Origin of the sequence: Paraburkholderia sp. EG286A, assembly GCF_040965375.1 — a bacterium.
Classification (GTDB): domain Bacteria; phylum Pseudomonadota; class Gammaproteobacteria; order Burkholderiales; family Burkholderiaceae; genus Paraburkholderia.
In genome coordinates, this window is the sequence record NZ_JBFRCB010000004.1 from 706,922 (window position 1) to 730,360 (window position 23,439).

Annotated in this window: 18 protein-coding genes and 1 pseudogene; 16 read left to right on the forward strand and 3 right to left on the reverse strand. The window is 64.3% G+C overall.

Features of this window, described 5'->3' with window-relative positions:
• The first annotated feature begins 105 nt into the window (after nucleotides 1–105).
• From AB4Y35_RS22140 to AB4Y35_RS22190, 11 genes are all read left to right on the forward strand, one after another.
• Nucleotides 106–2,514, forward strand: coding sequence for a glycoside hydrolase family 3 N-terminal domain-containing protein (locus AB4Y35_RS22140; protein WP_368705929.1), 2,409 nt, complete (start codon nucleotides 106–108; stop codon nucleotides 2,512–2,514).
• An 88-nt stretch (nucleotides 2,515–2,602) separates the two neighbouring features.
• The gene (locus tag AB4Y35_RS22145; RefSeq protein WP_368705930.1) at nucleotides 2,603–3,370 is read left to right on the forward strand and encodes an SDR family NAD(P)-dependent oxidoreductase; all 768 of its coding nucleotides are present in this window, start codon (nucleotides 2,603–2,605) and stop codon (nucleotides 3,368–3,370) included.
• Nucleotides 3,367–4,251 carry an SMP-30/gluconolactonase/LRE family protein gene (locus AB4Y35_RS22150; protein WP_368705931.1) on the forward strand — a complete coding sequence of 295 codons (885 nt, stop codon included), beginning with the start codon at nucleotides 3,367–3,369 and terminating at the stop codon, nucleotides 4,249–4,251. Before AB4Y35_RS22145 ends, AB4Y35_RS22150 begins: the two co-directional genes overlap by 4 nt.
• Before the next feature lie 138 nt (nucleotides 4,252–4,389).
• Complete coding sequence (locus tag AB4Y35_RS22155) at nucleotides 4,390–5,016, forward strand: hypothetical protein (RefSeq protein ID WP_368705932.1); 627 nt, start codon at nucleotides 4,390–4,392, stop codon at nucleotides 5,014–5,016.
• A 156-nt stretch (nucleotides 5,017–5,172) separates the two neighbouring features.
• The gene (locus tag AB4Y35_RS22160; protein ID WP_133183973.1) at nucleotides 5,173–5,457 is read left to right on the forward strand and encodes a type II toxin-antitoxin system Phd/YefM family antitoxin; all 285 of its coding nucleotides are present in this window, start codon (nucleotides 5,173–5,175) and stop codon (nucleotides 5,455–5,457) included.
• Entirely contained in the window at nucleotides 5,457–5,795 is a 339-nt protein-coding gene (locus AB4Y35_RS22165) for a type II toxin-antitoxin system RelE/ParE family toxin (protein ID WP_368705933.1), read from the forward strand. The genes AB4Y35_RS22160 and AB4Y35_RS22165 overlap by 1 nt, the downstream gene beginning before the upstream one ends.
• 193 nt (nucleotides 5,796–5,988) lie before the next feature.
• A complete protein-coding gene (locus AB4Y35_RS22170; RefSeq protein ID WP_368705934.1) occupies nucleotides 5,989–7,140 on the forward strand; it encodes a diguanylate cyclase in 1,152 nt (383 codons plus the stop codon).
• 484 nt (nucleotides 7,141–7,624) lie between these two features.
• Complete coding sequence (locus AB4Y35_RS22175) at nucleotides 7,625–8,860, forward strand: MFS transporter (protein WP_368705935.1); 1,236 nt, start codon at nucleotides 7,625–7,627, stop codon at nucleotides 8,858–8,860.
• A 332-nt stretch (nucleotides 8,861–9,192) separates the two neighbouring features.
• Entirely contained in the window at nucleotides 9,193–10,437 is a 1,245-nt protein-coding gene (locus AB4Y35_RS22180; RefSeq protein ID WP_368706135.1) for an ABC transporter substrate-binding protein, read from the forward strand.
• The gene (locus AB4Y35_RS22185; RefSeq protein ID WP_368705936.1) at nucleotides 10,434–13,394 is read left to right on the forward strand and encodes an EAL domain-containing protein; all 2,961 of its coding nucleotides are present in this window, start codon (nucleotides 10,434–10,436) and stop codon (nucleotides 13,392–13,394) included. The genes AB4Y35_RS22180 and AB4Y35_RS22185 overlap by 4 nt, the downstream gene beginning before the upstream one ends.
• A gap of 187 nt (nucleotides 13,395–13,581) precedes the next feature.
• Nucleotides 13,582–14,361 (forward strand): hypothetical protein, encoded by a 780-nt coding sequence (locus tag AB4Y35_RS22190; protein WP_368705937.1) that lies wholly within the window; start codon nucleotides 13,582–13,584, stop codon nucleotides 14,359–14,361.
• Nucleotides 14,362–14,392: 31 nt separating this feature from the next.
• Here AB4Y35_RS22190 and AB4Y35_RS22195 read toward each other — a convergent pair whose 3' ends face one another.
• On the reverse strand, nucleotides 14,393–15,184 hold the full coding sequence (locus AB4Y35_RS22195) for a 3-hydroxybutyrate dehydrogenase (RefSeq protein ID WP_368705938.1): 792 nt from the start codon (nucleotides 15,182–15,184) through the stop codon (nucleotides 14,393–14,395).
• Between the two features lie 24 nt (nucleotides 15,185–15,208).
• Nucleotides 15,209–16,609 (reverse strand): GntP family permease, encoded by a 1,401-nt coding sequence (locus AB4Y35_RS22200; RefSeq protein WP_368705939.1) that lies wholly within the window; start codon nucleotides 16,607–16,609, stop codon nucleotides 15,209–15,211.
• Between the two features lie 357 nt (nucleotides 16,610–16,966).
• Between AB4Y35_RS22200 and AB4Y35_RS22205 the strand changes: the two genes are divergently transcribed.
• Nucleotides 16,967–18,424, forward strand: a complete 1,458-nt coding sequence (locus tag AB4Y35_RS22205; RefSeq protein WP_368705940.1) for a sigma-54 interaction domain-containing protein — start codon at nucleotides 16,967–16,969, stop codon at nucleotides 18,422–18,424.
• An 18-nt stretch (nucleotides 18,425–18,442) separates the two neighbouring features.
• Here the strand turns inward: AB4Y35_RS22205 and AB4Y35_RS22210 are convergent, their stop codons facing one another.
• Complete coding sequence (locus AB4Y35_RS22210; RefSeq protein ID WP_368705941.1) at nucleotides 18,443–19,363, reverse strand: 3-hydroxyacyl-CoA dehydrogenase family protein; 921 nt, start codon at nucleotides 19,361–19,363, stop codon at nucleotides 18,443–18,445.
• Between the two features lie 165 nt (nucleotides 19,364–19,528).
• Between AB4Y35_RS22210 and rbsK the strand changes: the two are divergent.
• The 4 genes and pseudogenes from rbsK to AB4Y35_RS22230 all read left to right on the forward strand — a co-directional run bounded on the left by rbsK (nucleotide 19,529) and on the right by AB4Y35_RS22230 (nucleotide 23,422).
• Nucleotides 19,529–20,493, forward strand: a pseudogene (gene rbsK / locus AB4Y35_RS22215) (ribokinase).
• Between the two features lie 8 nt (nucleotides 20,494–20,501).
• Complete coding sequence (gene rbsD, locus AB4Y35_RS22220) at nucleotides 20,502–20,900, forward strand: D-ribose pyranase (protein ID WP_368705942.1); 399 nt, start codon at nucleotides 20,502–20,504, stop codon at nucleotides 20,898–20,900.
• A 10-nt stretch (nucleotides 20,901–20,910) separates the two neighbouring features.
• A complete protein-coding gene (locus AB4Y35_RS22225; protein ID WP_368705943.1) occupies nucleotides 20,911–22,419 on the forward strand; it encodes a sugar ABC transporter ATP-binding protein in 1,509 nt (502 codons plus the stop codon).
• A gap of 43 nt (nucleotides 22,420–22,462) precedes the next feature.
• Nucleotides 22,463–23,422, forward strand: coding sequence for an ABC transporter permease (locus tag AB4Y35_RS22230; RefSeq protein ID WP_368705944.1), 960 nt, complete (start codon nucleotides 22,463–22,465; stop codon nucleotides 23,420–23,422).
• Nucleotides 23,423–23,439 lie beyond the last annotated feature (17 nt).

Sequence of the window (23,439 nt, forward strand, 5' to 3'; positions counted from 1 at the left end):
CGGGCGCGGCTTTCGCCGCGCGACCGCGCAACGCCATTTTCAAAAGCACAACTAAACGGACGGCGAGAGAAGACGCCGTCTCGTGCAATACCAGGGAGTGAAGCAATGTCGCTTGAACACACCACAGAGATTCCGCTTTACCGCCGCTCCGACGCGCCGACGGCGCAGCGCGTGACCGACCTGCTCGCGCGCATGACGCTCGATGAAAAGATTGCCCAACTTCACGCTGCGTGGCTGGTGCTCTCGGCAGACGGCGAGCACAAGGCGCGCAGTATCGATTTCGCGCAAAGCGCCAACAGCCTTACGGTGAACCAGATTCTCGAACACGGTCTTGGGCAGATCACGCGTCCGCTAGGGACCCACACGGTCGATCCCAAAGAGGGCGTGCGCGCGCTCAACGAGCTGCAGCGCAAGATGGTCGAAGACACGCGCCTGGGCATTCCCGTCATGTCGCACGAGGAGTGCCTCGTGGGCCTGATGATCAAGGACGCCACGCTGTTTCCCTCGCCGCTGAACTACGCGGCGACGTGGAACCCGAATCTCGTGGGCGAAGTGGGGCGCATCATCGGCGAGCAGGCACGCTCGATCGGCTGCCACCAGGGCCTGGCTCCCGTGCTCGACGTATCGCGCGATCCGCGCTGGGGCCGCACCGAAGAAACGCTCGGCGAAGATCCGTATCTGGTGGGCGTGCTCGCGTGCCACTACGTGAACGGTCTGCAAGGCGAGCGGCGCGACGTGCTCGCCACGCTCAAGCACTTCGTCGGCCACTCGGCGAGCGAAGGCGCCCGCAATCATGCGCCCGTGCATGTCGGACCGCGCGAGTTGAACGACGTGTTTCTGCTGCCGTTCGAAATGGCGGTCAAGCTCGCGCACGCGGGCTCGATCATGCCCGCGTACCACGATATCGACGGCGTGCCCTGCCATGCGGACCGCACGCTGCTGCACGATACGCTGCGCGAGAAGTGGGGTTTCGAGGGGCTCGTCGTTGCGGACTATGCGGCTGTCGACCTGCTCTACAGCCATCATGCGGTAGCGCACGACAGCGCGTCGGCGGCGGCGCTCGCGTTCAATTCTGGACTCGACGTCGAGTTGCCGGGGCACGAGTGCGCGGTCCATCTGAAAGAAGCGCTCGATCGCGGCGAGATCGCCGAAGCGACGATCGACACCGCGGTGTCGCGCGTGTTGAGCACCAAGTTCCGCCTCGGCCTGTTCGAGAATCCGTATGCGGACCCCGAGCGCGTGGACGTGAAGGGCACGGCGGCGGCCGATACCGCGTATCAGGTCGCGCTCGAATCGGCGGTGCTGCTGCGCAATGAAGGTGGCGTGCTGCCGTTGAACGCCAACGGCGCGGAAAAAATTGCGGTAATCGGCCCGACCGCCGACGACCCGCTCGCGCTGCTCGCGGGTTACAGCTTCCCGGTGCACCTCATCAACTCGGGCGAGCAGTCGGTCGCTTCGATCGCCACGCCGCTGGGCGCATTGCGCGAGGTGCTGGGCGAATCGCGCGTGCTGCATGCCAAGGGTTGCGACATCATCAAGACCCGCCGTGCGGGCGCGCCGGTTTTCCCGGGCGACGTGTCGCTCGAACTGAGCGCCGCCGCCAACCGCGACGACCTGATCAGCAAGGATACCGAAGCGATCCCCGCCGCGGTCGAAGCCGCGCGCAAGGCGGACGTGGCTGTCGTGTTCGTCGGCGATCTGGCGGGCTTGTTCCAGTCCGGTACGGTGGGCGAAGGCTCCGATACGGACAGCCTGGAACTTCCGGGCGTGCAACTGCAATTGCTCAAGGCCGTGGTCGAGAGCGGCACGCCGACGGTCGTCGTGATGACGGGCGGCCGGCCGTACAACCTGGGCGGCCTCGAAGATCGCATCGCCGCGCAGATCATGGCGTTTGCGCCGGGCGAGCGCGGCGCCGAGGCGCTTGCCGATCTGCTGGTGGGGCGCGCCGGGTTCAGCGGCCGTCTGCCGCTCTCCGTGCCGAAGAGCGCAGGCGCGGTGCCGTATGTGTACAACCATCGCCTCAAGAGCGCGGGCACGCCGATCGCCTATCACTTCGGCAGTCGCTATCCGTTTGGTTTCGGTCTGGGCTACACCCAGTTCCGCTACGGCGATCTCGCGATGGCGCAACGCGAAGTGCCGCTCGAAGACGGCACGGTCGAACTGAGCTTCACGGTCGAGAATACCGGCTCGCGCGACGGCACGGAAGTGGTGCAGATCTACGTGCGCGACCAGCACGCGTCGACGGCGCGGCCGGTACGCGAACTCAAGGCGTTTGCACGTGTGCCGCTCGCGGCAGGCGCGCGCACTCGCGTGAACGTGAAGCTGCCCGTCGATCTGTTCAATTTCACCGACGCACGCGGCGAGCGCATCGTCGAGCCGGGCAAGTTCGATCTGATGGTGGGCAGTTCGAGCCGCGACATCCATCTGAGCGGTACGGTCACGGTGGTGGGCAATGCCACGCGCACGCTCCCGCGCGACTGGCGCATGCTGAGCGCCGTCGAGGTCGTCTCGTAAGCGCAAGGGAAGCGGCAGGTCAGGGCGGCGAGCCATCTGCGGCTCGCCGCCCTGTTTGGGTTCTGACAAGTCAACACTGGAATATCTGATGTCGTACGCAATCTATCCGAGCCTGGCGGACAAAACCGTCGTTATCACCGGCGGCGGCAGCGGGATCGGCGCCGCGGTCGTGGAGGCATTCGCGCAGCAAGGCGCGCGCGTGTTTTTCCTCGACGTGGCCGAAGACGATTCGCTCGCTCTGCAGGAAAAGCTTCGCGATGCGAAGCATCCGCCGCTGTTCAAGCGCTGCGATCTGTGCAGCGTGGACGCGATCGAAAGCGTGTTCGCATCGATCGTCGATGCCGCGGGCCCGATCGACGTGCTCGTGAACAACGCGGGCAACGACGATCGCCATGATATCGGCGAGCTGACCGCGAGCTACTGGGACGGGCGTATCGCCGTCAACCTGCGCCACCAGTTCTTCTGCGCGCAGGCCGCCGCGCGGGGCATGCGCCAGGCGGGACGCGGCGTGATCCTTAACTTCGGTTCGGTGTCGTGGCACGTCGCCTTGCCGAACCTGCCGATCTACCTGACCGCGAAGGCCGGCATTGAAGGGTTGACGCGCGGCCTCGCGCGCGACCTGGGCGGCGCGGGTATTCGCGTGAACTGCATCATCCCCGGCGCCGTGAAAACGCCGCGGCAGATGAACCTGTGGCAAACGGCGGAGAGCGAGGCGAAGGTCGTCGCGGGGCAGTGTCTGCAATTGCGCATCGAGCCCGAGCACGTGGCCCGCATGGCCTTGTTCCTCGCATCCGACGACGCCTCGCGCTGCTCCGGGCGCGATTACTTCGTCGACGCGGGATGGTACGGAGAATGACGATGCCGCATCCCGTGTGCGTCTGGCCGATCGGCGCCGAGCTGGCCGAAGGGCCGCTCTGGCAGGCCGCGGAAAACGCGGTCTATTTCGTCGATATCAAGGGCCGCCGGATTCATCGCTTCGAGGTCACGACCGGGGAGCGCACGACTTGGTACGCGCCCGACCAGGTCGGCTTCATCGCGCCGCTGGGCGACCGCGTGTTCGTGTGCGGCTTGCCTGACGGCCTGTATCGCTTCGACGCCTTGAGCGGGGAATTCGACAAGCTGGTGGATGTCGAGCCGCATCTGCCGGGCAACCGCCTCAACGACGGTTTCGCCGATGCGCGCGGGCGCCTGTGGTTCGGCTCGATGGACGACGCCGAGCAAGCGCCGAGCGGCACGCTGTATCGCGTGGACGCAGGCGCGGTGTTGAGCGCACAGGACAGCGGCTACGTAATCACCAACGGCCCGGCCATGAGTCCGGACGGCCGCACGCTCTATCACAACGACACGATGCGTCGCGTCGTGTATGCGTTCGACGTCGCCGCGGATGGCACGCTGTCGGGCAAGCGCGTGTTCACCGCCATTGCCGGCGACGGGCACCCGGACGGCATGGCGGTGGACGCCGAGGGCTACGTGTGGGTCGCGCTGTTCGGCGGCTGGCGCATCGACCGTTATTCGCCCGAGGGCGAACTGGCCGGTCAGATCGCGTTTCCGTGCGCGAACATCACGAAGCTCGCGTTCGGCGGGGACGATCTGCAGACCGTGTACGTTTCCACCGCATGGAAGGGGCTCACGGCTGCCGAGCGCGAGAAACAGCCGCTGGCGGGCGGCTTGTTCACGTTCCGCTCGCTGGTGCCGGGGCAGGCGCCGGCGAACTGCGCGGCGGCATTCGGACGGTAGGCAGCCTCGACCCTCTTGACCCTATAGGACCAAAGTCCGATGGTCGGGGCGTCCTGCGGTGTTAGGCTCCGAGAGCACACGCCATGGTCCCTGACCGGCGCAACAAGCGTGGCACCTGATCGTTCCAGGGGGACTACCATGCTCTATCGATCGAATACGTGCATTGCGTTCGCGCGCGGCCTGGCGCTCTCAGTCGCGGCTTGCGGCTTCTTTGCCGCCTCGGCGCCCCTGTGCCGCGCGGCCGACACGGAAGCTTCCGCCGCCTCGGAGGCCATGCCAGCCGGGGCCTCCGTCGACACGGAAAGCGGCACCATCAGTTTGATCGATCAGAAGAATGCACTCATCGTCGTGACCGTGCCGGGTCACGACGACCTGAGCTTCAATGTGAAAGATCATCCCGACGTGCTCAAGGTCATCCGGGTCGGCGACAAGCTCACGACCCACTACATGGAGCCGTACGTTACCGGATTGACGCCTGCCGAGGGCGCGGCGGTCACGCGCCTGACCCACACGGCAAAGGTGACCCAGCATTCCTCCGGGGCCGACCAGGAAAACTTCCAGGTGCTCCGCGAGTTCAGCGGCGTGGCGCAGGTCACCGGCGTGGACCGCAAGCTCAACCTCCTGACCGTCGTGGACAAGTCCGGCACCGCCCGTTCCATTCGGGTCAGCCGCCCGGACCTGATCGAAGTAATGCAGTCCCTCAAGCACCATAGCCACGTGCGGATCAAGTACGAATCGGAGATGACGATCATCGTCGCCCGTTAGCGGCCACGCTGCGGGACGCGCGCGTTTCGCACGCGTCGCCGATCTCGATCGGCGCGGAGTTGCGATCGGTCTAACCCGGCCCTAAAAGGTGGTGCGTGCAAGCGGACCGATAATAGTCTATATTTGGTCCTGTTTGACTTGCTACGGGAGCACCTCATGCATCTCGCCGATCACGTGAAGCCAATCAGCTACCTCAAGAGTGAAGCCGCGCAAATCGTCAAGGATCTGACCGATTCAGGGGAGCCGCTCATCATCACGCAGAACGGCGAAGCGAAGCTCGTTGTTCAGGACGTGCGAACCTATGAATCGACTCAACAAACGCTTGCATTGCTGAAGATCCTGGCCATCGGCCAAAAACAGATCGAGCGTGCGGACCATCTGGATGGCGACGAGTTCTTTGCAGAACTCAACGAACTCGACCGCCAGGAAAAGCTTCGCTAATGCAGGCCCCGCTGCTGAAGTACCGCGTCCTGCCGACCGCGCGGATCAGTATCGATGAGTTGAGAAGCTACATCGTCCGCGCATTCGGATGGGAGACGTGGCGCCAGACGTCGGCTCAACTTCAGGACGCCATTGCGCAGATCCGCCAGTTCCCGGAGAGCGGCCACTTGCCTGCCGAACTCGAAGGCTTTGTCGACGACACTTTTCGACAGATACTTTCGGGCAAGAACCGGATCATCTATCAGGTCCGCGACGACACCGTTTTTATTCACCTCGTGATCGACACGCGACGCGACCTGCAAGCGCTTCTACAAAGAATCGTGCTTCGCCTGATGTAAATCGCATACCAAATCTCCAATTGGTTGCTAGCTCAACCAACGATATCCACCCGCATTCCTAAAGTTTCCCTTACAGCTGCCGTTATCGCAGTTGGGTGGCCGCCTGTTGCTTTCGCACGGCCGTACGACCCGGACTTGACAGGGCGCGAGAGGCGATAACGTCTGGCGCGCGGTACGACCGACGGTGATGCATGTGAGCTCCCGCAACGAAATCTACTCTTTGCCGCGCGGCAAGCTGGCCCGTTGGTTGACCGAACCCGGACGGGACACGCCGCACGAAATCCGTGTCGCCCTTGTCGGCACCTTGTTTGGAACGCTGCCGATCTTCTTTGGCGGCGTATCCAATACCGTGGCCGTGGCGTGGGTGCTCGCGCGCCGGCACGGCACGCTGCCGTTCAAGTGCTGGCTCATCGCCGAAATCCTCGTCTGCGCGGTGCGCCTCGCCACGCTCACCCTGTCGCGCCGCCGCGCGAGGGAGGGCAAGAGCACGCCCACCGACTTCTATATTCTGCTCGCGCCGTTGTGGGGCGCGACGGTCGGCTACGGCGCGCTCGTCAGCGCCATGAGCCGGGATTGGGTATCCGCTACGCTCGCCTTTCTTTCCGCCGCCGCCATGGTGGGCGGGATCTGCTTCCGCAATTTCGCGGCGCCGCGCCTGGTGGCGGTCATGATCTGCCTTTCGCTGGGCCCGTGCTGCATTGGCGCGCTGCTGGGCGGCGAGCCAGTTCTCCTGCTCTCGCTCCTGCAAATTCCCTTCTATCTGTTCGCGATGAGCGCCGCCGCGCGCCACCTGAACGCCATGCTCATCTCGACGATGAAGGCCGAACGGGAAAACAGCCATCGCGCGCGCCATGACGCCCTCACGGGACTCCTGAACCGCGATGGTCTGTTCAGCGCGGCCGGGCCCACGAGCGCCACGCCACTCAGGGCCGGCATGACGGTGTTTTTCGTCGATCTCGACGACTTCAAGCTGGTGAACGATGCGCATGGCCACAAGGCCGGCGACATGCTGCTCGTGCAGGTCGCCAGCCGTCTGCGCATGCTCGCTAGCGCGGGCGCGTGGGTGGCCCGCATGGGCGGCGACGAATTCGTCATCGTCGATCCTCAGGTGGACCGGGCGCCGTGCGATTGGGCCAGCTTCGTGACCGAAGCGATCGAGCGTCCTTTCGAGCTTGCACCGGGGCTGCTGGTGAACGTTGGGGCGAGCGTGGGCTTCACGACGGTGGCGGCGGACGACCTGGACGTCGATCAGGTCTTGCGCCGCGCCGATCTCGCGATGTACGCCGTCAAGCGCGAAAAGGCGCCGGGCGAGCCCGTTGGGGCGGTCGAACGCCCCGCGTCTTGAGAGCGGCCTGCCCGATCGCGCCGGTACGTCGAGTGGTCCTAACCAGTTCATCGCCCGCGCAGGCGTGCAGACACGGTTCTGAACTGGGTCGCTCGCGAGCGCCGCGTGCCGACTTGGAAGACCGGTTTCCGGCAATACCTCAAGTGGCGCTTTCCCGGCGCCCTCAGCCAGCTATCCCGCGACCAGCATAAGCATCGATTCGATGCCTAATTTGTCCCCGGAAAAATATCGTTTATTTTTCCGGCGCTGAAATGACATAATCTCTGCCCCGCTGGCGCGGCGCGCGGCGGGCCGCGTCACATTCCATTCATAACCCTTTTGACGACCCCGCTAATCGCAGGGCCGCACGCCATTCTTTATTTGATGTTAATTTAAACCCCATTCCCGATTGGCCATTTAAACGGCGATTTTCCCCATTTTTTTGGTGCGAAATTGCCGAACAATGGCTTTTATTATTCGCCACACACAAAACAGTCATAGAAACATGAACGACCGTTCTCCCAATCTCGCGCCCGCGCCGCTCGAAGAGACGACACTGCGCCAGTGGTTGTCTGTCTTTGCCGTGGCGATCAGCGCATTCGCGTTCGTGACGTCCGAATTCCTGCCGGTCGGTCTGCTCACCGAGATCGCCCGCGACCTCGGCGTGACACCGGGCACGGCCGGCCTCATGGTGACCACGCCGGGCGTCATGGCGGCGATCTTCGCGCCGGGCCTGATGATGTTCGCCGGCCGCATGGACCGGCGGCAGGTATTTCTCCTGCTCACGGCCGTGCTGCTCGCATCGAACATCGTCTCCGCGCTTGCGACGAATTTCGCGCTCATGCTGGTTGGCCGCGCGATGCTCGGCGCAGCGCTCGGCGGCTTCTGGACCCTCGCGACCGCAGCGGCGGGCCGCCTCGTGCATACGAGCGACGCCGCGCGCGCAACGGCCATCATCCTGACCGGCGTGACCTTCGCGACGGTGATCGGCGTGCCGCTCGGTACCTTTATCGCGGGTTTCGCGTCGTGGCGCATGTCGTTTTTCGTGACGGGCGGCCTCGTCGCGCTCGCGCTCGCTGCGCAGGCGTTGCTGGTGCCTTCACTGCCTTCCGCAGCCGCATTGCGTCTCGCCGATTTCGCCACGCTGCTGCGCCGCCCGCATGTGCGTCTGAGCATGCTGATGGTGGCGCTCGTGTTCGGCGCGCATTTTTCGACCTATACGTTCATCGCGCCGCTGCTTCAGCAGGACTTCTCGATGAGCGCGATCACGCTGCTGCTGCTCGCATTCGGCGTGATCGGCTTTTTCTCGAACGCGCTGACTTCGGCGGTCGTGGCCACGCGACTGAAGTCCGCCGTGGCGACGATGACGGCGCTGCTGTTGTGCGCGCTCTCGGCGATGATTCTGCTCGACCACGTGCGAATCGGCGAGATCGCGGCGATGCTGATGTGGGGCGTGGCGTTCGGCGCGATTCCGCTGTGCTTCTCCGTGTGGATTCAGCGCGGCACGGCCGATCTCGCCGAAGCGGGCTCGGCGATGTTCGTGAGCGTGATCCAGGTGGCGATTGCGCTTGGCTCGTCGGTGGGCGGCACGATCGTGGACCGTGCGGGCATCCGTGCCGATCTGGTGCTCGGCTGCGCGCTCGCCGTGTTCGGACTCGTGACGCTGCAGCGGCTTGCGGCAATGGAGCGGCCGGCGCGGGTCGCGGCGCTCGAATGCGAATGCAGCCCGTCGCTCGATTGAAACGATTGCAACGATTGATTCGAAAGCGACACAAAGCGGCGAGCCATCGAACTCGCCGCACTCGCGCTCCGGGTCTGCGCAAAGAGACCGTTGCACCGCGTTAGCGCGTCGCGCACTGCGCTAACGTTTGCGAACGGGCATGATCGTCCGCCCGCAAGGCTCGCCGATTATCGCGTGCCACGCTCACGCGTAACCCCCTCAAGTGACGCCCGGTTTCGGCCGATATGCAATGTGGTTCCCCTGCGTTCCGCAGGGTCCGCCATTCCCGAACTGAAAGCGAGCGTTACGTGCACGGAATCAAGTTTGCCTGGCTGTGGTCTGGTCTGATCGGCATGCTTTTGCTCCTGGGTTGCGATCAGCAGAACGGCGCCCAGAGCAGCAAGGCCGCGCCGGCACGAACCACCATCACCGCGCTGATCTGGGCGCCGGACTGGCCGGAGGAGATGCTCCAGATCGCCGCCGAGTTCGACAAACTGAATCCCGATCTGCACGTGAACGTGCAGTTCATGGTCGGCAACTCGGTCGAGGAGAACATCAAGCCGCGCGTGGCGGCGGGCACGCTGCCGGACCTCGTCAGCATCAATCCGAACGCCTATGCCGCGGAGCTGGCCGACCAGGGCGTGCTCGCCGATGTCCGCCAGAGCGCCGCATGGAAGAACATGCTCGATCCGCTCAAGGCCGACTGGACCAGTCGCGACGGCAAGGGGTTCGGCATATCGGGCGGCGTGGCGACGACGATGATCTATTACAACCGCGCCATGTTCGCCAAGGCCGGCATCGACACGCTGCCGACGAATTTCGACGAGTTTCTGGCGGTGTGCGCGCGGCTCAAGCAGGCGGGCATGATTCCGGTGATGTGGAGCGGCGGCTTTCCGAACATGCTCGGCAACGGGCCGTTCGCTTCGGGCTTTGCCAATGATGTGGTCGCGCACGAGCCCCACTGGAAAGAGAAAATGGCGGACGGCACGCTGAACCTCGATACGCCGGAGGTGGCCGAGATCTTCGCCAGGATCGCACTGATACCCGAGCGCGGCTACGCGCAGCCCTCGTTCATGACGACAGGCTACGACGAAGGCATTCGCCTTTTCAAGGAAGGCAAGGTGGCGATGGCGTTCCAGGGCAGCTGGGCCGCCGGGCTCATGCTGCATGGAAACGATTTCTCGGTGGGCGTGTTCGTGCCGCCCTGGAACGCGCGCGGCGAACGTGTCGTGCCGGTGCTCGGCAGCGAAACGGGCTTTGCCGTTTGCGAAACGCCCAACAAGGCCGCGGCCATGCGCTTTCTGGAATTCATCGCCGGCAAGGGATTCCCGATTCTTCAGAGGAAACGCCACAACATTTCGCCGTTCCAGCAAGGCATGGGCACCGTGGTGAGCGATGTGGAGATCGTCGACTACACGAACGCGGTCAGCCGTTATCCGGTCACGGCCAGCCCCTATTATTCGTCGCTTCCTTCCAACACGATTGAGCTGGTGCATAAATTGATGCAGGATGTGCTGCTCAGGAAAATTACACCCAGGCAGGCTGCGCAGCGCCTGGACATCTCGGTCAAGACTGAAGCGAAGATGCACTACAAATGAATGCAATCTCCGCACTGCTGCGACGCGCTTTCGACTACCTCTGCCAGGATTTGCTTCGACGCGTCGAGATTCGCTATCGACTGATTGCCGCTTTCATTCTGTTGGCGCTGTTGCCCATTATCATTTCGGGCTGCATTTCCTATGTGAAGTCAGTTGCTGCGATCAAGGAAAATGCGGAGATATTTTCGAAAGAGGTGGTGAGGCAGGTTTCGAGAAATGTCGAACTGCGCATGCATGAGATCGAAACGGAAAGCAATCTGCTCGTGCTTTCGGACCGGGTCCAGGGCGCGTTGGCGAGAGCGGCGGGCGGCAGCGCGAGGGAGCAGAGCGAGGCGCGCGAGGACATGACGCGTTTGCTGCTCGAGCATTATGGGTCGGTCGATTTCATCAACCAGAAATATTTGCTCGACCAGAAAGACCGGATTCTCGATACGCAGGCATTTGCGCAGTTGACTTCGGGTGTGACGGCGCTCGTCGGCATCGCGGAAGAGTCGCATGAACGCACCTACTGGGGCAGCTACGACGACGGCGTCGGGCAGCAGAACCTGGGGATGGTGCGCGCCATCTACAACAAGAGCGACAACGCGAAGATCGGCAGTCTGGTTCTGGTCGTTCGCCCCGAGTACTTCTCGACGATTTTCAACGACGTCGCGACGGGCAGCGGAACCGAGATTTACGTATTCGATGCGAGCGACAACAAGATCATCGTAGTCCCGAATCACGCGTCGTCGCCCAACCCGGGCGCCGCCCCCGAGCCTGGCCTGATCGAGGATATCGCGCGCCACCGCGTATCGGGCGAGTCAAGCCGGTTCGTCAATTTCGCAGCAAAGCGCGGCGGCCACTATCTTGCCGCCTACGCGCGCATTCCCGGCACGAGCTGGTTCGTGGTCAGCACGATCGCCGAGCAGAATCTCACTGCGGAGGCCCAGGCCGTACGCAACCAGATCGTGGTCGTCGGCATCTCCGGGTTTCTGCTTTCCATTTTCCTTGCCTACTTTATTTCGTACAGCATTTCGGCGCCGCTGCAGGATCTGGTGCGCCGCATGCACGACACCGGCGAGGATACCGGCGCCGTCGAGGACGATGGCAAGGACGGGGAAGGGCCGCTTGGCGGACCGGACGAATTGGCCCGCCTGGCGCAGCGTTTCGAGCGCATGCGCACGGCGATCAGGCAGAAGATTCACAAGATCAACGAAATCAATGCGTCGCTCGAACAGACTGTCGTCGACCGGACGGCGGAACTCGTCGCCCGCGAACGGGAGGCGCGCACGCTGATCGAGAATTCGCCCGATACGATCACGCGATATGACCGCGAGCTGCGCCGCACCTTCGCCAATCCGGCCTTTTGCACGTCGGCGGGATGCGATCTCGCCACCGTCCTCGGCAAGCGGCCCTCGGAGCTTCCCGGCGGGGCCAATGCGCTGGTCTACGAAAAGAAGATCGGCGAAGTCATCGCGACGGGAAAAAGCGCGCAGTTCGAACTGCGGTGGGCGGGAAAGGACGGGCAGGAGCAATGTACTCACATTCGCATCACGCCTGAGATCGATCGGTCCGGCCATGTCACATCCGTGCTGGCGGTCGGTCGCGATCTCTCCGACCGGATGGCGTTCGAGGCGACCATCTGGAAGCAGGCCAATTTCGATGCATTGACGGGGCTGCCGAACCGGCAGTTATTCCACGATCGTCTCACCGAGGAGGCCGCGCTCGCGCGCCGTTCGCAAAGGCGCGTGGCCCTGATGTTGATCGACCTCGATCGCTTCAAGGAGGTCAACGACTCGCTGGGGCACGACCGCGGCGACGTGCTGTTGATCGAGGCCGGGCGCCGCATCAGCGCGTGCGTGCGCAATCTGGATACCGTCGCGCGGCTGGGCGGCGACGAGTTCACGGTGATCTTGCCCGATCTCGAAGACATGGAAACGGTCGAGCAGACTGTGCGCAATATCAATCGCAGACTGACCGAGCCGTTCAAGCTCGGCGCGGACGAGGTCTACATTTCGGCGAGCATCGGCGTCACCGTTTTCCCCGACGACACGGTGGAACTCGACGCGTTGTTCAAGAACGCCGACCAGGCCATGTACGCGGCCAAGAATGCCGGACGCAACCGCTTCAGTTACTTCACGCCCGACATGCAGCTGGAGGCGGAAACGCGCTTGCGCCTGACCAGCGACCTGCGTTCGGCGCTGCCGCGCGGTCAGCTTCGGCTGGTTTATCAGCCGGTCGTCGACCTGGCAACGGGCCGGGTCTGCAAGGCGGAAGCTTTGTTGCGCTGGCTGCATCCCGAGCGCGGCATGATTAGTCCGCTCGAATTCATTCCGCTGGCCGAAGATACCGGGCTGATCATTCCCATCGGCGACTGGGTGTTCAGGCAAGCCGTGCAGCAAGCGCGCATCTGGCGTGAGCAATACGATCCGTCCTTCCAGATCAGCGTGAACATGTCGCCGGTGCAGGTCCGCCAGGACAGCACGGTCGGCGTGCGGTGGCACGACTATCTCGACCGCGAGGGCATGCCGGGGCAAAGCGTGGTGGTGGAAATCACCGAGGGGCTGCTGCTGCAGGCCGAATCGAATATCGACGAGAGGCTGCTCGATTTCCGTCTTGCAGGCATTGGCATTTCGATCGACGACTTCGGCACGGGCTATTCTTCGCTGGCCTATCTCAAACGCTTCGACATCGATTACCTGAAAATCGATCGCTCATTCGTCCAGAACCTGAGCGTGGACGAAAACAATCAGGTGCTCTGCGAGGCGATGGTGGTGCTCGCGCACAAGCTCGGAATCCAGGTCATCGCCGAAGGCGTGGAAACCGTCGAACAGCGGGATTTTCTGAAGTCGATGGGCTGTGATTTCGCGCAGGGCTATTTGTACTCCAGGCCGATCGAGCCCGAGCAGTTCGAACAGGTGGTCTGGCCGTTGATCGCAGAAGGCGCAACGGGCGAACCGGAGCGAAGCGATCGCTGACGAATCGATGCGGCAGCATCGCATCGACTCATTGTGAAGCGACCCGAAGTAATCAGCCAGCATATAAATCGACGCGTTCGGGCGTTCTGTACGAAGACGTACGGAATACGAAAGTTTTTTCCCTCAGTCTACGGTCTGCATTGACCGTGTGCCCGTATTCGCCGATCGGGCTGAGCGAGGGACCGCAATGAACGTGCTGGACGATGAACGGCCGCTCGATGAAATCGTGCGGATAGATGTGCAGAGTGCGCTGGCGCTCGCTCAGTCGATGGACGACGACGGGGTGGGCGTGCTTCGCGACATCGTGCCAGCCGCCATTCTCACGAAGCTGCGCAGCGGGGTAGCCGAGCTGGTGGGGCAGCAGGGCGCCCGATACTTTGGCTTTAGCGGGGCGCAATGGATAACGGGCACCTGTCTCGCCCCGCTATTCGAAGACTCGAGGCTGCACGCGTTGTTGCGCGAGCTTTATGTGCGCAAGATGGGGACGCTGCCGCCGAGCGAGCGGATTTATCCGGTGATGCGCGTGCTTTCGGGAAAGCAGGGCATCCGTCACTCGAACAATTTCCACTACGACTCGTACGCCATATCGATCCTGCTGCCGATTCTGATTCCCAATGACCCGGGCGAACGGGCCGGCCATCTCGTCATGTTTCCGAATCTACGCAAGGCGCGGCGCTTTGCGATCGTCAACATCGTCGAGAAGGCGATCGTGGAAAAACTGCTCGCGAGGATCTGGCGCTCACCGCGTGTGCAGACATGGCTTTCTGCGAAGGTCGTGACGTTGCAGCCGGGTAACCTTTACTTCATTTGGGGCTTGCGCTCGCTGCATGCGAATCAGGCCTGCGCGCCTTCCAGCGTTCGATGCACGGTGCTGTTTCATTTCGGCGACCCGCACGAAAACAGTGTCTTCAAAGGGCTCAGCCAACGGCTGCACGCCATGAAGCTGCGGCGCATGGCGCGCGATTGACGCGTTGTGCGTCGCTCGCGCGCCGCCGCTTTTACTGCGCGAGCCAGCCGCCATCCACCTTGAGCTCGGCGCCACGCATCTCGCTCGCCGCTTCCGAGCACAGGAACGCCGCCACGCCGCCAATCTGCTCGACCGTCGCAAAGCTTGCCGACGGCTGCTTTTCACCGAGCAGTTTCAGCGTAGCGTCTTCGATGGACATGGCCTCGCGGTGGGCCAGATCGTCGATCTGCTTTTGCACGAGCGGCGTGAGCACCCAGCCCGGACAGATCGCATTGACGGTCACGCCGGTGCGCGCGGTTTCCAGTGCCGCGACCTTGGTGAGCCCGATCACGCCATGCTTGGCCGCGACATACGCCGACTTGCCGACCGAGCCCACGAGCCCGTGTACCGAAGCGATATTGATCACGCGTCCCCAACCCGCTGCGCGCATGATGGGAAGCGCCGCGCGCGTCGCGTGAAACGTCGCGCTCAGATTGATCGCGATGATCTGGTCCCAGCGCTCCACCGGAAAGTTCTCGATCGTTTCGACATACTGAATGCCCGCGTTGTTGACGAGAATATCGAGACCGCCGAACGTGCTGGCCGCGAAAGCCACGAGGGCTTCGATCTCGGCAGGACGGCTCATGTCCGCGTTGTGATGCGCGACGCGCACGCCAGTCGCTTCGATTTGCGCGAGCGCGGCCGCCGGCTCGCCGAAACCGTTCAGGACGATATTGGCGCCTGCGCGAGCCAGCGCCGTCGCAATGCCGAGACCGATGCCGCTGGTCGAACCGGTGACTACGGCGGTTTTTCCGGCGAGGGAGAGCGTGTTGGGGAGATGCATGGGTGGGCCTGGTGTAGTTGCCGGTTAGACGATGCCGGTCAGGTAGAACACGGCGATCACGAAGAAGACCGCAAGCGTTTTGATGATGGTGACCGCGAAAATGTCGCGATACGATTCGCGGTGCGTGAGGCCCGTGACCGCGAGCAGCGTGATGACCGCGCCGTTGTGCGGCAGCGTATCCATGCCGCCGCTCGCCATTGCCACCACGCGGTGCAGCACTTCCATCGGAATGTGCATGGCCTGCGCGGTCTTGATGAAGGTGTCCGACATGGCGGCGAGCGCGATGCTCATGCCGCCCGAAGCCGAACCCGTGATACCCGCGAGCGCCGAAACCGAAACGGCCGCATTCACGAGCGGATTCGGAATGGCCTTGAGCGCATTGCCGACCACGAGGAAGCCGGGCAGCGCCGAGATCACGCCGCCGAAGCCGTACTCGGATGCCGTATTGAGCGTGGCAAGCAGCGCGCCGCTCACTGCGGTCTTCGTGCCGGTCGCAAAGCGTTCCTTCACGCGGCCGAACGCCGTCACGATGACGAGCAGAATGCCGAGCAGCAGTGCGCCCTGCACGGCCCAGATGGCGACGACGCTTTTCACGGCCACCGTTACGGGCGCGTGCATGCCGGGCAGCACGTCGGGTGCGACGGTGAAGCTTTCGCCGTACCACTGCGGAATCCACTTCGTCAGCAGGAAGTTGGCGACGCCAACCAGCACGAGCGGCGCGATGGCCAGCGCCGGATGCGGCAGGTTGCCGGTCTCGACGCGCTCCGGTTCGTTCACGAGCGACGTGCCATAGCCTTCGCCCTTCGCCATGGCGCTGCGGCGGCGCCATTCGAGGTACGAGAGCCCGACCACGATGATGAAGACCGAGCCGATCACGCCGAGCCAGGGCGCGGCCCACGCGGTGGTCTTGAAGAACGTGGTGGGAATGATGTTCTGGATCTGCGGCGTACCGGGCAGCGAATCCATCGTGAACGTGAACGCGCCGAGCGCGATCGCGCCGGGCATCAGGCGCTTGGGAATGTTGCTCTGGCGATAGAGTTCGGCGGCGAACGGATACACCGCGAACACCACGACGAAGAGCGAGACGCCGCCATACGTGAGCAGCGCGCAGACCGCGACGATCACGGCGTTGGCGCGCGAGCGGCCAATGTAGCGGATCGCGGCGGCCACGATCGCCTCGGAGAAGCCCGATAGTTCGATGACCTTACCGAACACGGCACCGAGCAGGAAGACGGGGAAGTAGAGCTTGACGAAGCCGACCATCTTTTCCATGAAGATGCCGGAAAACACGGGGGCGACGGCGGAAGGATCGATCAGCAGCACGGCGCCCAGTGCGGCGATGGGCGCGAAGAGAATGACGCTGTAGCCGCGGTAGGCCACGAACATCAGGAACGCCAAAGCGGCGATCACAATCACAAAGGACATCTTGTCTCCAGTTGGTTTATTCGTGCAGGTCTGTTTGTTGTTCGCGCGCGCCGAAGCCGGCGCGACCGCGCAATAGAGCACGATATGTGCCAGCGGGCGGGGAGCCTTGCGCGAAGCGGCGCGCGAACGGGCGGCATGGGGCGCAGGGGTGCGCTGGGGTGGTTGCGGTGGCTGCGAGTCTCAGAACTGAGACAGCTTGGGCGAAGAAAGCGCGCCGCCGCTTGCCACCCCGCGCGCAAAGCCGGGTAATTTCAGGGGACGTGGCGCAATCTCATTTCTGAGATAATGCGTCCCGAAAATGAGAATCCACTGGCCGTGACGGGCTCCGTCAGGGCCGCGCCCAAAGAAAAGCACCGAATGGAAATCGAAACGACCGCGCTGCTGGCCGACTACGACCACGTGCGCAAGCTGGCGATGCAATCGCTCTTTCAATCGCTCGACAAGTTCAGCGAAGGCACCGTGATCGTCGATCGCAACGCGCGCGTGGTCTGGATCAACCGGGACTACGCGGCGCGCTTCGGCTTTGACGACCCCATGGCCGTGATCGGTCTCGATTGTGAAGCCGTCATTCCGAACAGCATGATGCGCGACGTCGTGAAGGGGGGCGAACCCATCCTGCTCGACATTCTCGAGACCGATCGCGATCCGATCGTCGTCACGCGTTTGCCGATCAAGGACGACAACGGCGAAACGATCGGCGCCGTCGGCTTCGTGCTGTTCAACGAACTCAAGGGACTGTCGCCGCTCTTCAGCCAGTACGCGCGGCTGCGCGCCGAACTGATCAGCACGCGCCAGTCGCTCGCGCAGGTGCGCCGCGCGAAGTACAGCTTTTCGAGCCTGATCGGCACCAGCGCCGCAAGCCTCGAAGTGAAGCGCCAGGCGCGCCGGGCCGCGCGTCTCGCGTCGCCGGTGCTGTTGCTCGGCGAAACGGGCACGGGCAAGGAATTGCTCGCACACGCCATCCACGGCGCGTCCGGACGCGCGGACAGTCCGCTCGTGACGGTGAACGTCGCGGCGATTCCCGACACGCTGCTGGAACTCGAGTTCTTCGGTGCGGAGGCGGGCGCGTACACGGGCGCGGAGCGCAAGGGGCGCATCGGCAAGTTCGAGCTGGCCCAGGGCGGCACGCTCTTTCTCGACGAGATCGGCGACATGCCGCTCGCGCTGCAGGGCAAATTGCTGCGGGTTTTGCAGGAGCAGGAGTTCGAGCCGCTCGGCTCGAATCGCATCGTGCGCACCGACGTGCGCATCATCGCGGCGACCTCGGCGGATCTGCCCGCGCTCGTGGCGCAGGGCCGGTTTCGCGCGGACCTCTACTATCGGCTCAACGTGCTGATGATTCGTGTGCCGCCGCTGCGCGAGCGCCTGGCGGACATCGAGGCGATGGCGTATTCGATTCTCGACAAGCTCGCGGTGGAGAGCGGCGCGGGGCATCTCGAACTCGACAAGGACGCGCTCGCAGTGCTGTGTGCGTATGGCTGGCCGGGCAACGTGCGCGAGTTGCGCAACACGCTCGAGCGCGCGGTGCTGCTATCGGATAGCGAGCGCATCGATGCGCGCTCGCTCGCGCGCTTCATCGGCGACGGGCGCGGGCAGCGCCGGGACGAGGAGGAGGGCGCTCAGCACGATACGCAGGACGACACCGGCGCGCCGCAGTATCAGCAGTACGACGAAGCAATGCGCGACTACGAACGCCGCTTCCTGACCGACGCGTTGCGCGCGGCGGGCGGCCAGGTGACGAAAGCCGCCGCGCAGATCGGCATGGCGCGCGCGACGCTGTACCGGCGCATCGTTGCGCTGGGTATCGACGTTTGATGCCGTGAGTCCGCGCAGTCACCCGCCCGCAATCAGCTGCTTGCGCGCGGCCTTCACGCGCGCCACGTGTGCTTCATCCCAGTCGTAAAAGCCCGCGCCGCTGCGCACACCCACGCGGCCCGCTTTGACTTGCGCGCGCAACAAATCGATCACGTCTTCGTCCTTCGCCAGTTCGGGCATGAGATGCGAGGAGATGTCGACGAAGGTGTCGAGGCCGCCCATGTCCGCGCTCTCGAACGGGCCGACGATGCCCCACCGGCGGCCGAGCGACGCCTTCATCACGCGGTCCACCACCTCGGGGCTCGCCGCGCCCGAACGCACGATATTGAGCGCCTCGCGCAGCACCGCGAATTGCAGCCGGTTGCCGACGAAGCCGGGGATCGCCTTGGCGAGCACGACGGGCTCCATGCCGATCGCGTGCATCAGCGTCTCGGTTCGCGCGGTGACGTCGGGCGTGGTGGCGCGCCCCGGCACGACTTCGACGAGCGGGATCATGTGCGGCGGATTCCAGAAATGCGCGATCACGAAGCGCTCGGGCGCGGCCAGCGGCTCTGCCAGCAGATCCGGCTCGAAGCCGCTCGTGTTGCTCGCGAGAATCGCGTCGGGAGCGAGCACCGCGCCGAGTTGCGTATAGAGCCGGTGCTTGAGATCGAGCACTTCGGGCACGGCCTCGAAGACGAACTGGGCTTCGGCCATGGCGTCGAGTGTCGCGCTCGTTTCGATACGCGCAAGCGCGGCCGCGCCTGTTGCCGCGTCGATGCGGCCTGCGTCGATCAGTTCGTCGAGCACGGCCTGGGCCTTCGCGGACACACTGTCGAGCCGTGCGGGATCGACGTCATGGACGATCGTGCGCAGGCCGTGCAGCGCACATTGCGTCGCGATGCCGACGCCCATCAATCCCGTGCCGATCACGCCCGCCACCGTCACCGTTCTGTTCATGCTTCGTCATCTCCTTGCTGTTCTTCAATTGGGTTCGACAGCATAGCGCTTCGCATGACGCGGCGTCGTCCCGCTTCGGCTGGTTGCCAATAATCAGGGACATATTGTTATGCGTATCCGGTAATACCCTGGGTCTATTTCACCCGCGTGAGGACTCTGGTATAACTGCGCTCCCAAGCTGATTACGTTTTAGCACGGCAAAAAACCGCAGGCGCGGCAAGCCGTGGAAAGGGAGTGCAATGGCGCGCGTAGTGGTGGTGGGCAGCATCAACATGGACATGGTCGTCACGACCGACACGTTTCCCCGGCTCGGCGAGACGCTGTTCGGCACGCATTTTTCGACCCATCCGGGCGGCAAGGGCGCGAACCAGGCGGTCGCGGCGGCGCGCCTTGGCGCGGAGGTGACGATGATCGGCTGCGTCGGCGCCGATGCGTTCGGCGGCGAGATGAAAGCGACGCTGGCGCGCGAAGGCGTCGATATCGCGCATGTGAGCACGGGTCGCGAGGCGACAGGCATTGCCTCGATCACACTCTCGGGCGGCGACAACGCGATCATCGTCGTGCCGGGCGCGAACCACGAGCTTTCGCCCGAAGACATCGACCGTGCAAGCGCCGCGATCGCCCAGGCCGACGTCGTGCTCGCGCAACTCGAAGTGCCCTATGCAACGGTGCTCCATGCCGCGCGGCGCGCTCGCGAACACGGCAAGCCGTTCTTCCTTAATCCCGCACCCGCAGTCGAACTGAGCGGCGAGCTGCTCGAGCTGACCACGCTGCTCACGCCCAACGAGCACGAGCTCGCGACCGCGCTGCAAACGCCGGAAGGCGCGTGGGCCGAGGTCATCGCGCGCTCGCCTGTGCGCATTGCCATGACGCACGGTAAAGACGGCGCGTACTACACCGACGCCGATGGCGCGCTCGTGCATCAGCCGGGATTCACCGTCGAAGCCGTCGATACGACCGGCGCCGGCGACACCTTCAACGGCGCGCTCGCGGCGTTCTGGCATCTCGGCATTGGCGAGGCCGTGCGGCGCGCGAACGCGGCGGGCGCGCTCTCGGTGACGCGCGCCGGTGCGCAGGGCGGCATGCCCACGCTCGCCGAACTCGAAGCCTTCCTGAACACGCAAGCCTGAGATTCGCAGTGAAAAAACACGGACATCTGAATCGCGATATCGCACGCGTGCTCGCGCGCATGGGCCACACGGACAGCCTCGTGATCGCCGACTGCGGCCTGCCCATTCCCGACGGTGTGGAATGCATCGACGTTTCGCTCGCGGTGGGCGTGCCCGACTTCTTCGCCGTGCTCGACAGCGTGCTCGCCGACTTCAAGGCCGAGCGCGCGGTGTTCGCGAGCGAGGCGCAGACGCACAACGCGGCCGTGGTGGCGCGCAGCCGCGAGATGGCCGCCGCGCACATCGCCGTGGAAAACGTACCGCACGAAGAATTCAAGCGCCGCTGCCGCGAGGCGAAGGCGGTGATCCGCACCGGCGAATGCAGCCCCTACGCGAATGTGATTTTGCATTCGGGCGTGATCTTCTGAGAGGTCCAGGATGCAAGTGATGATGCAGGGGATCGGCAAGGCGTTCGGTCCGGTTCGGGTGCTCGAAGGCGTTGATTTCCGCATCGAGGCCGGCGAGATCCACGCGCTGATGGGCGAGAACGGCGCAGGCAAATCGACGCTCATGAAGATCCTGAGCGGCGTGTATCAAGCCGATGCAGGCGAGGTCCTCGTCGATGGGCGCGCGGTGCAGACCCGCAGCACCGTCGAGGCCGAACGCGCTGGCATTGCCATCATTCACCAGGAATTGAACCTCATCCCGCAACTGACGGTGATGGAGAATCTGTTCCTCGGCCGCGAGCCGAGCCGCTTCGGCATGGTCGATGTCGCGACGATGCGCAACGAGGCGCGCAAGTGGCTCGACAAGGTAGGCGCGCAGCGTATCGATCCGCAGACCGAGGCGGGGCTGCTCTCCATCGGTCAGCAGCAACTCGTGGAAATCGCCAAGGCGCTGTCGCTGAACGCGCAAGTCCTCGTGATGGACGAGCCGACCGCCGCGCTCACGAACCGCGAGATCGAAACGCTGTTCGAGATCATGCAGTCGCTCAAGGCGAGCGGCGTGGCGATCGTCTACGTCTCGCACCGCATGGAAGAGATCTTCCGTGTATGCGACAAGATCAGCGTGCTGCGCGACGGCCATTTCGTCGGCGAGCGCGCGATTCGCGACACCGGCTTCGACGAGATCGTGCGCCTGATGGTGGGCCGCGAGATCGGCGAGCGATTCCCAAAGCGCAGCCATGCGCCGGGCGACGTGCGCATGAGCGTGTCCGGTCTGGCGGACGACGGCCATATCGAAGGCATTACGTTCGACGTGCGCGCGGGCGAGGTGCTCGGTATCGCCGGGCTCATGGGCGCAGGCCGCAGCGAGATTCTGCGTACGCTGTTCGGCGCGAACCGCAAGACCGCGGGCACGGTCACGCTCGACGGCAAGCCGCTCGAGGTGCGCGACGCGTCGAGCGCGATTGCGGCGGGCATTGGCTTCGTCACGGAAGACCGCAAGCGACAGGGGCTCGTGCTCGGCATGTCGGTGCGCGAAAACGCGACGCTCGTGCATCTGGACCAGTACGCCACGCTCGGCTTCGTCAACGAGCGCGCGGAGCGCAGCGCCGTCGACGGGCTCATCAAGCAGTTGCGCGTGCGCACGCGCGACGCCGAACTGGACGTCAAGGCGCTTTCGGGCGGCAATCAGCAGAAGGTCGTGTTCGCGAAGTGGCTCGCGCAGCCGCCGAAGGTGCTGCTGCTCGACGAGCCCACGCGCGGCGTGGACGTGGGCGGCAAGGCCGAGATCTACACGATCATCAATCAGCTCGCGGAGCAGGGCGTCGCCATCGTGATGGTGTCGTCCGAGCTGCCCGAAGTGCTGGCCATGAGCGACCGCATTCTCGTCATGCATCAGGGACGCCAGAACGGCATCTTCGAGGCAGCCGCGGCCACCCAGGAACGGATCATGACGGCGGCAGCCGGCGGCCAGGCGAGTGCCACGCAAGCCGTGGCGGCCTGAGCGAAGGCGCTTACCCAATCACTGAAAACTAGCGAGACATGACATGTCGCAAGTGACCCTTACCCCCGGCAGCCGGGCGACGCTGCAAAAGCTCGGACCCTTCATGGCACTGCTGATCATTTCGGTGGCGCTCTCGATCGTGAGCCGCGATTTCCTCACGCTCGACAACCTGCTCAACGTGATGCGGCAGGCGTCGATCAACGCGCTGATCGCGTTCGGCATGACGCTCGTGATCCTGCTCGGCGGCATCGATCTCTCGGCGGGCTCCGTGCTCGCGCTTTCCTCGGTGATCATCGCGACGCTGCTGAGCGCGGGTAAGCCCGCCGTCGTCGCGACGCTCGCCGGTCTCGTGGCCGGCGGCCTGATGGGTTTTGCCAACGGTCTCGTGATCAGCAAGGGCAAGGTCGCGCCGTTCATCGCCACGCTCGGTTCGATGACGGTGCTGCGCGGCCTCGCGCTCGTCGTGTCGAACGGCAGCCCGATCAGCAGCTTTAGCAGCGACTTCTTCTCGCTGCTGGGCGGCGGCTATGTCGCGCGCCTCGTGCCGATTCCCGTCGTGCTGATGCTCGTGATGTTCGGCGTGTTCTGGGTCCTGCTGCGCAAGACCGTGTTCGGCCGCCATATCTATGCGACGGGCGGCAATGCCGAATCGGCGAAGCTTTCCGGCGTGAAGGTCGATCGCATCCAGCTGTGGGTGTACACGATCGCGGGCGTCATGTCGGCGCTCGCGGGCGTGGTGCTGACCTCGCGCCTGAACTCCGCGCAGCCGACCGCCGGCACGGGCTACGAGCTCGACGCCATCGCGGCGGTCGTGCTGGGCGGCACGAGCCTCACGGGCGGCCGCGGCTGGATCTTCGGCACGCTCGTGGGCGCGCTCCTGATCGGCGTGCTCAACAACGGCCTGAACCTGCTCGACGTGTCGTCGTTCTATCAGCAGGTCATCAAGGGCATCGTGATCCTGCTTGCCGTGCTGATCGACCGCGGCAACAAGAAGTCGTCGTAATCCCCGGCCGCACCACG

Excerpts from the sequence above, each read along its gene's own strand:
- AB4Y35_RS22145 (WP_368705930.1), top strand. The coding sequence starts at position 2,603 with ATGTCGTACGCAATCTATCCGAGCCTGGCGGACAAAACCGTCGTTATC.
- AB4Y35_RS22205 (WP_368705940.1), top strand. The coding sequence starts at position 16,967 with ATGGAAATCGAAACGACCGCGCTGCTGGCCGACTACGACCACGTGCGC.
- AB4Y35_RS22150 (WP_368705931.1), top strand. The coding sequence starts at position 3,367 with ATGACGATGCCGCATCCCGTGTGCGTCTGGCCGATCGGCGCCGAGCTG.
- AB4Y35_RS22160 (WP_133183973.1), top strand. The coding sequence starts at position 5,173 with ATGCATCTCGCCGATCACGTGAAGCCAATCAGCTACCTCAAGAGTGAA.
- AB4Y35_RS22180 (WP_368706135.1), top strand. The coding sequence starts at position 9,193 with ATGCTTTTGCTCCTGGGTTGCGATCAGCAGAACGGCGCCCAGAGCAGC.
- AB4Y35_RS22210 (WP_368705941.1), bottom strand. The coding sequence starts at position 19,363 with ATGAACAGAACGGTGACGGTGGCGGGCGTGATCGGCACGGGATTGATG.
- AB4Y35_RS22200 (WP_368705939.1), bottom strand. The coding sequence starts at position 16,609 with ATGTCCTTTGTGATTGTGATCGCCGCTTTGGCGTTCCTGATGTTCGTG.
- AB4Y35_RS22185 (WP_368705936.1), top strand. The coding sequence starts at position 10,434 with ATGAATGCAATCTCCGCACTGCTGCGACGCGCTTTCGACTACCTCTGC.
- AB4Y35_RS22190 (WP_368705937.1), top strand. The coding sequence starts at position 13,582 with ATGAACGTGCTGGACGATGAACGGCCGCTCGATGAAATCGTGCGGATA.
- AB4Y35_RS22165 (WP_368705933.1), top strand. The coding sequence starts at position 5,457 with ATGCAGGCCCCGCTGCTGAAGTACCGCGTCCTGCCGACCGCGCGGATC.
- AB4Y35_RS22225 (WP_368705943.1), top strand. The coding sequence starts at position 20,911 with ATGCAAGTGATGATGCAGGGGATCGGCAAGGCGTTCGGTCCGGTTCGG.
- AB4Y35_RS22140 (WP_368705929.1), top strand. The coding sequence starts at position 106 with ATGTCGCTTGAACACACCACAGAGATTCCGCTTTACCGCCGCTCCGAC.
- AB4Y35_RS22195 (WP_368705938.1), bottom strand. The coding sequence starts at position 15,184 with ATGCATCTCCCCAACACGCTCTCCCTCGCCGGAAAAACCGCCGTAGTC.
- AB4Y35_RS22175 (WP_368705935.1), top strand. The coding sequence starts at position 7,625 with ATGAACGACCGTTCTCCCAATCTCGCGCCCGCGCCGCTCGAAGAGACG.
- AB4Y35_RS22230 (WP_368705944.1), top strand. The coding sequence starts at position 22,463 with ATGTCGCAAGTGACCCTTACCCCCGGCAGCCGGGCGACGCTGCAAAAG.
- AB4Y35_RS22155 (WP_368705932.1), top strand. The coding sequence starts at position 4,390 with ATGCTCTATCGATCGAATACGTGCATTGCGTTCGCGCGCGGCCTGGCG.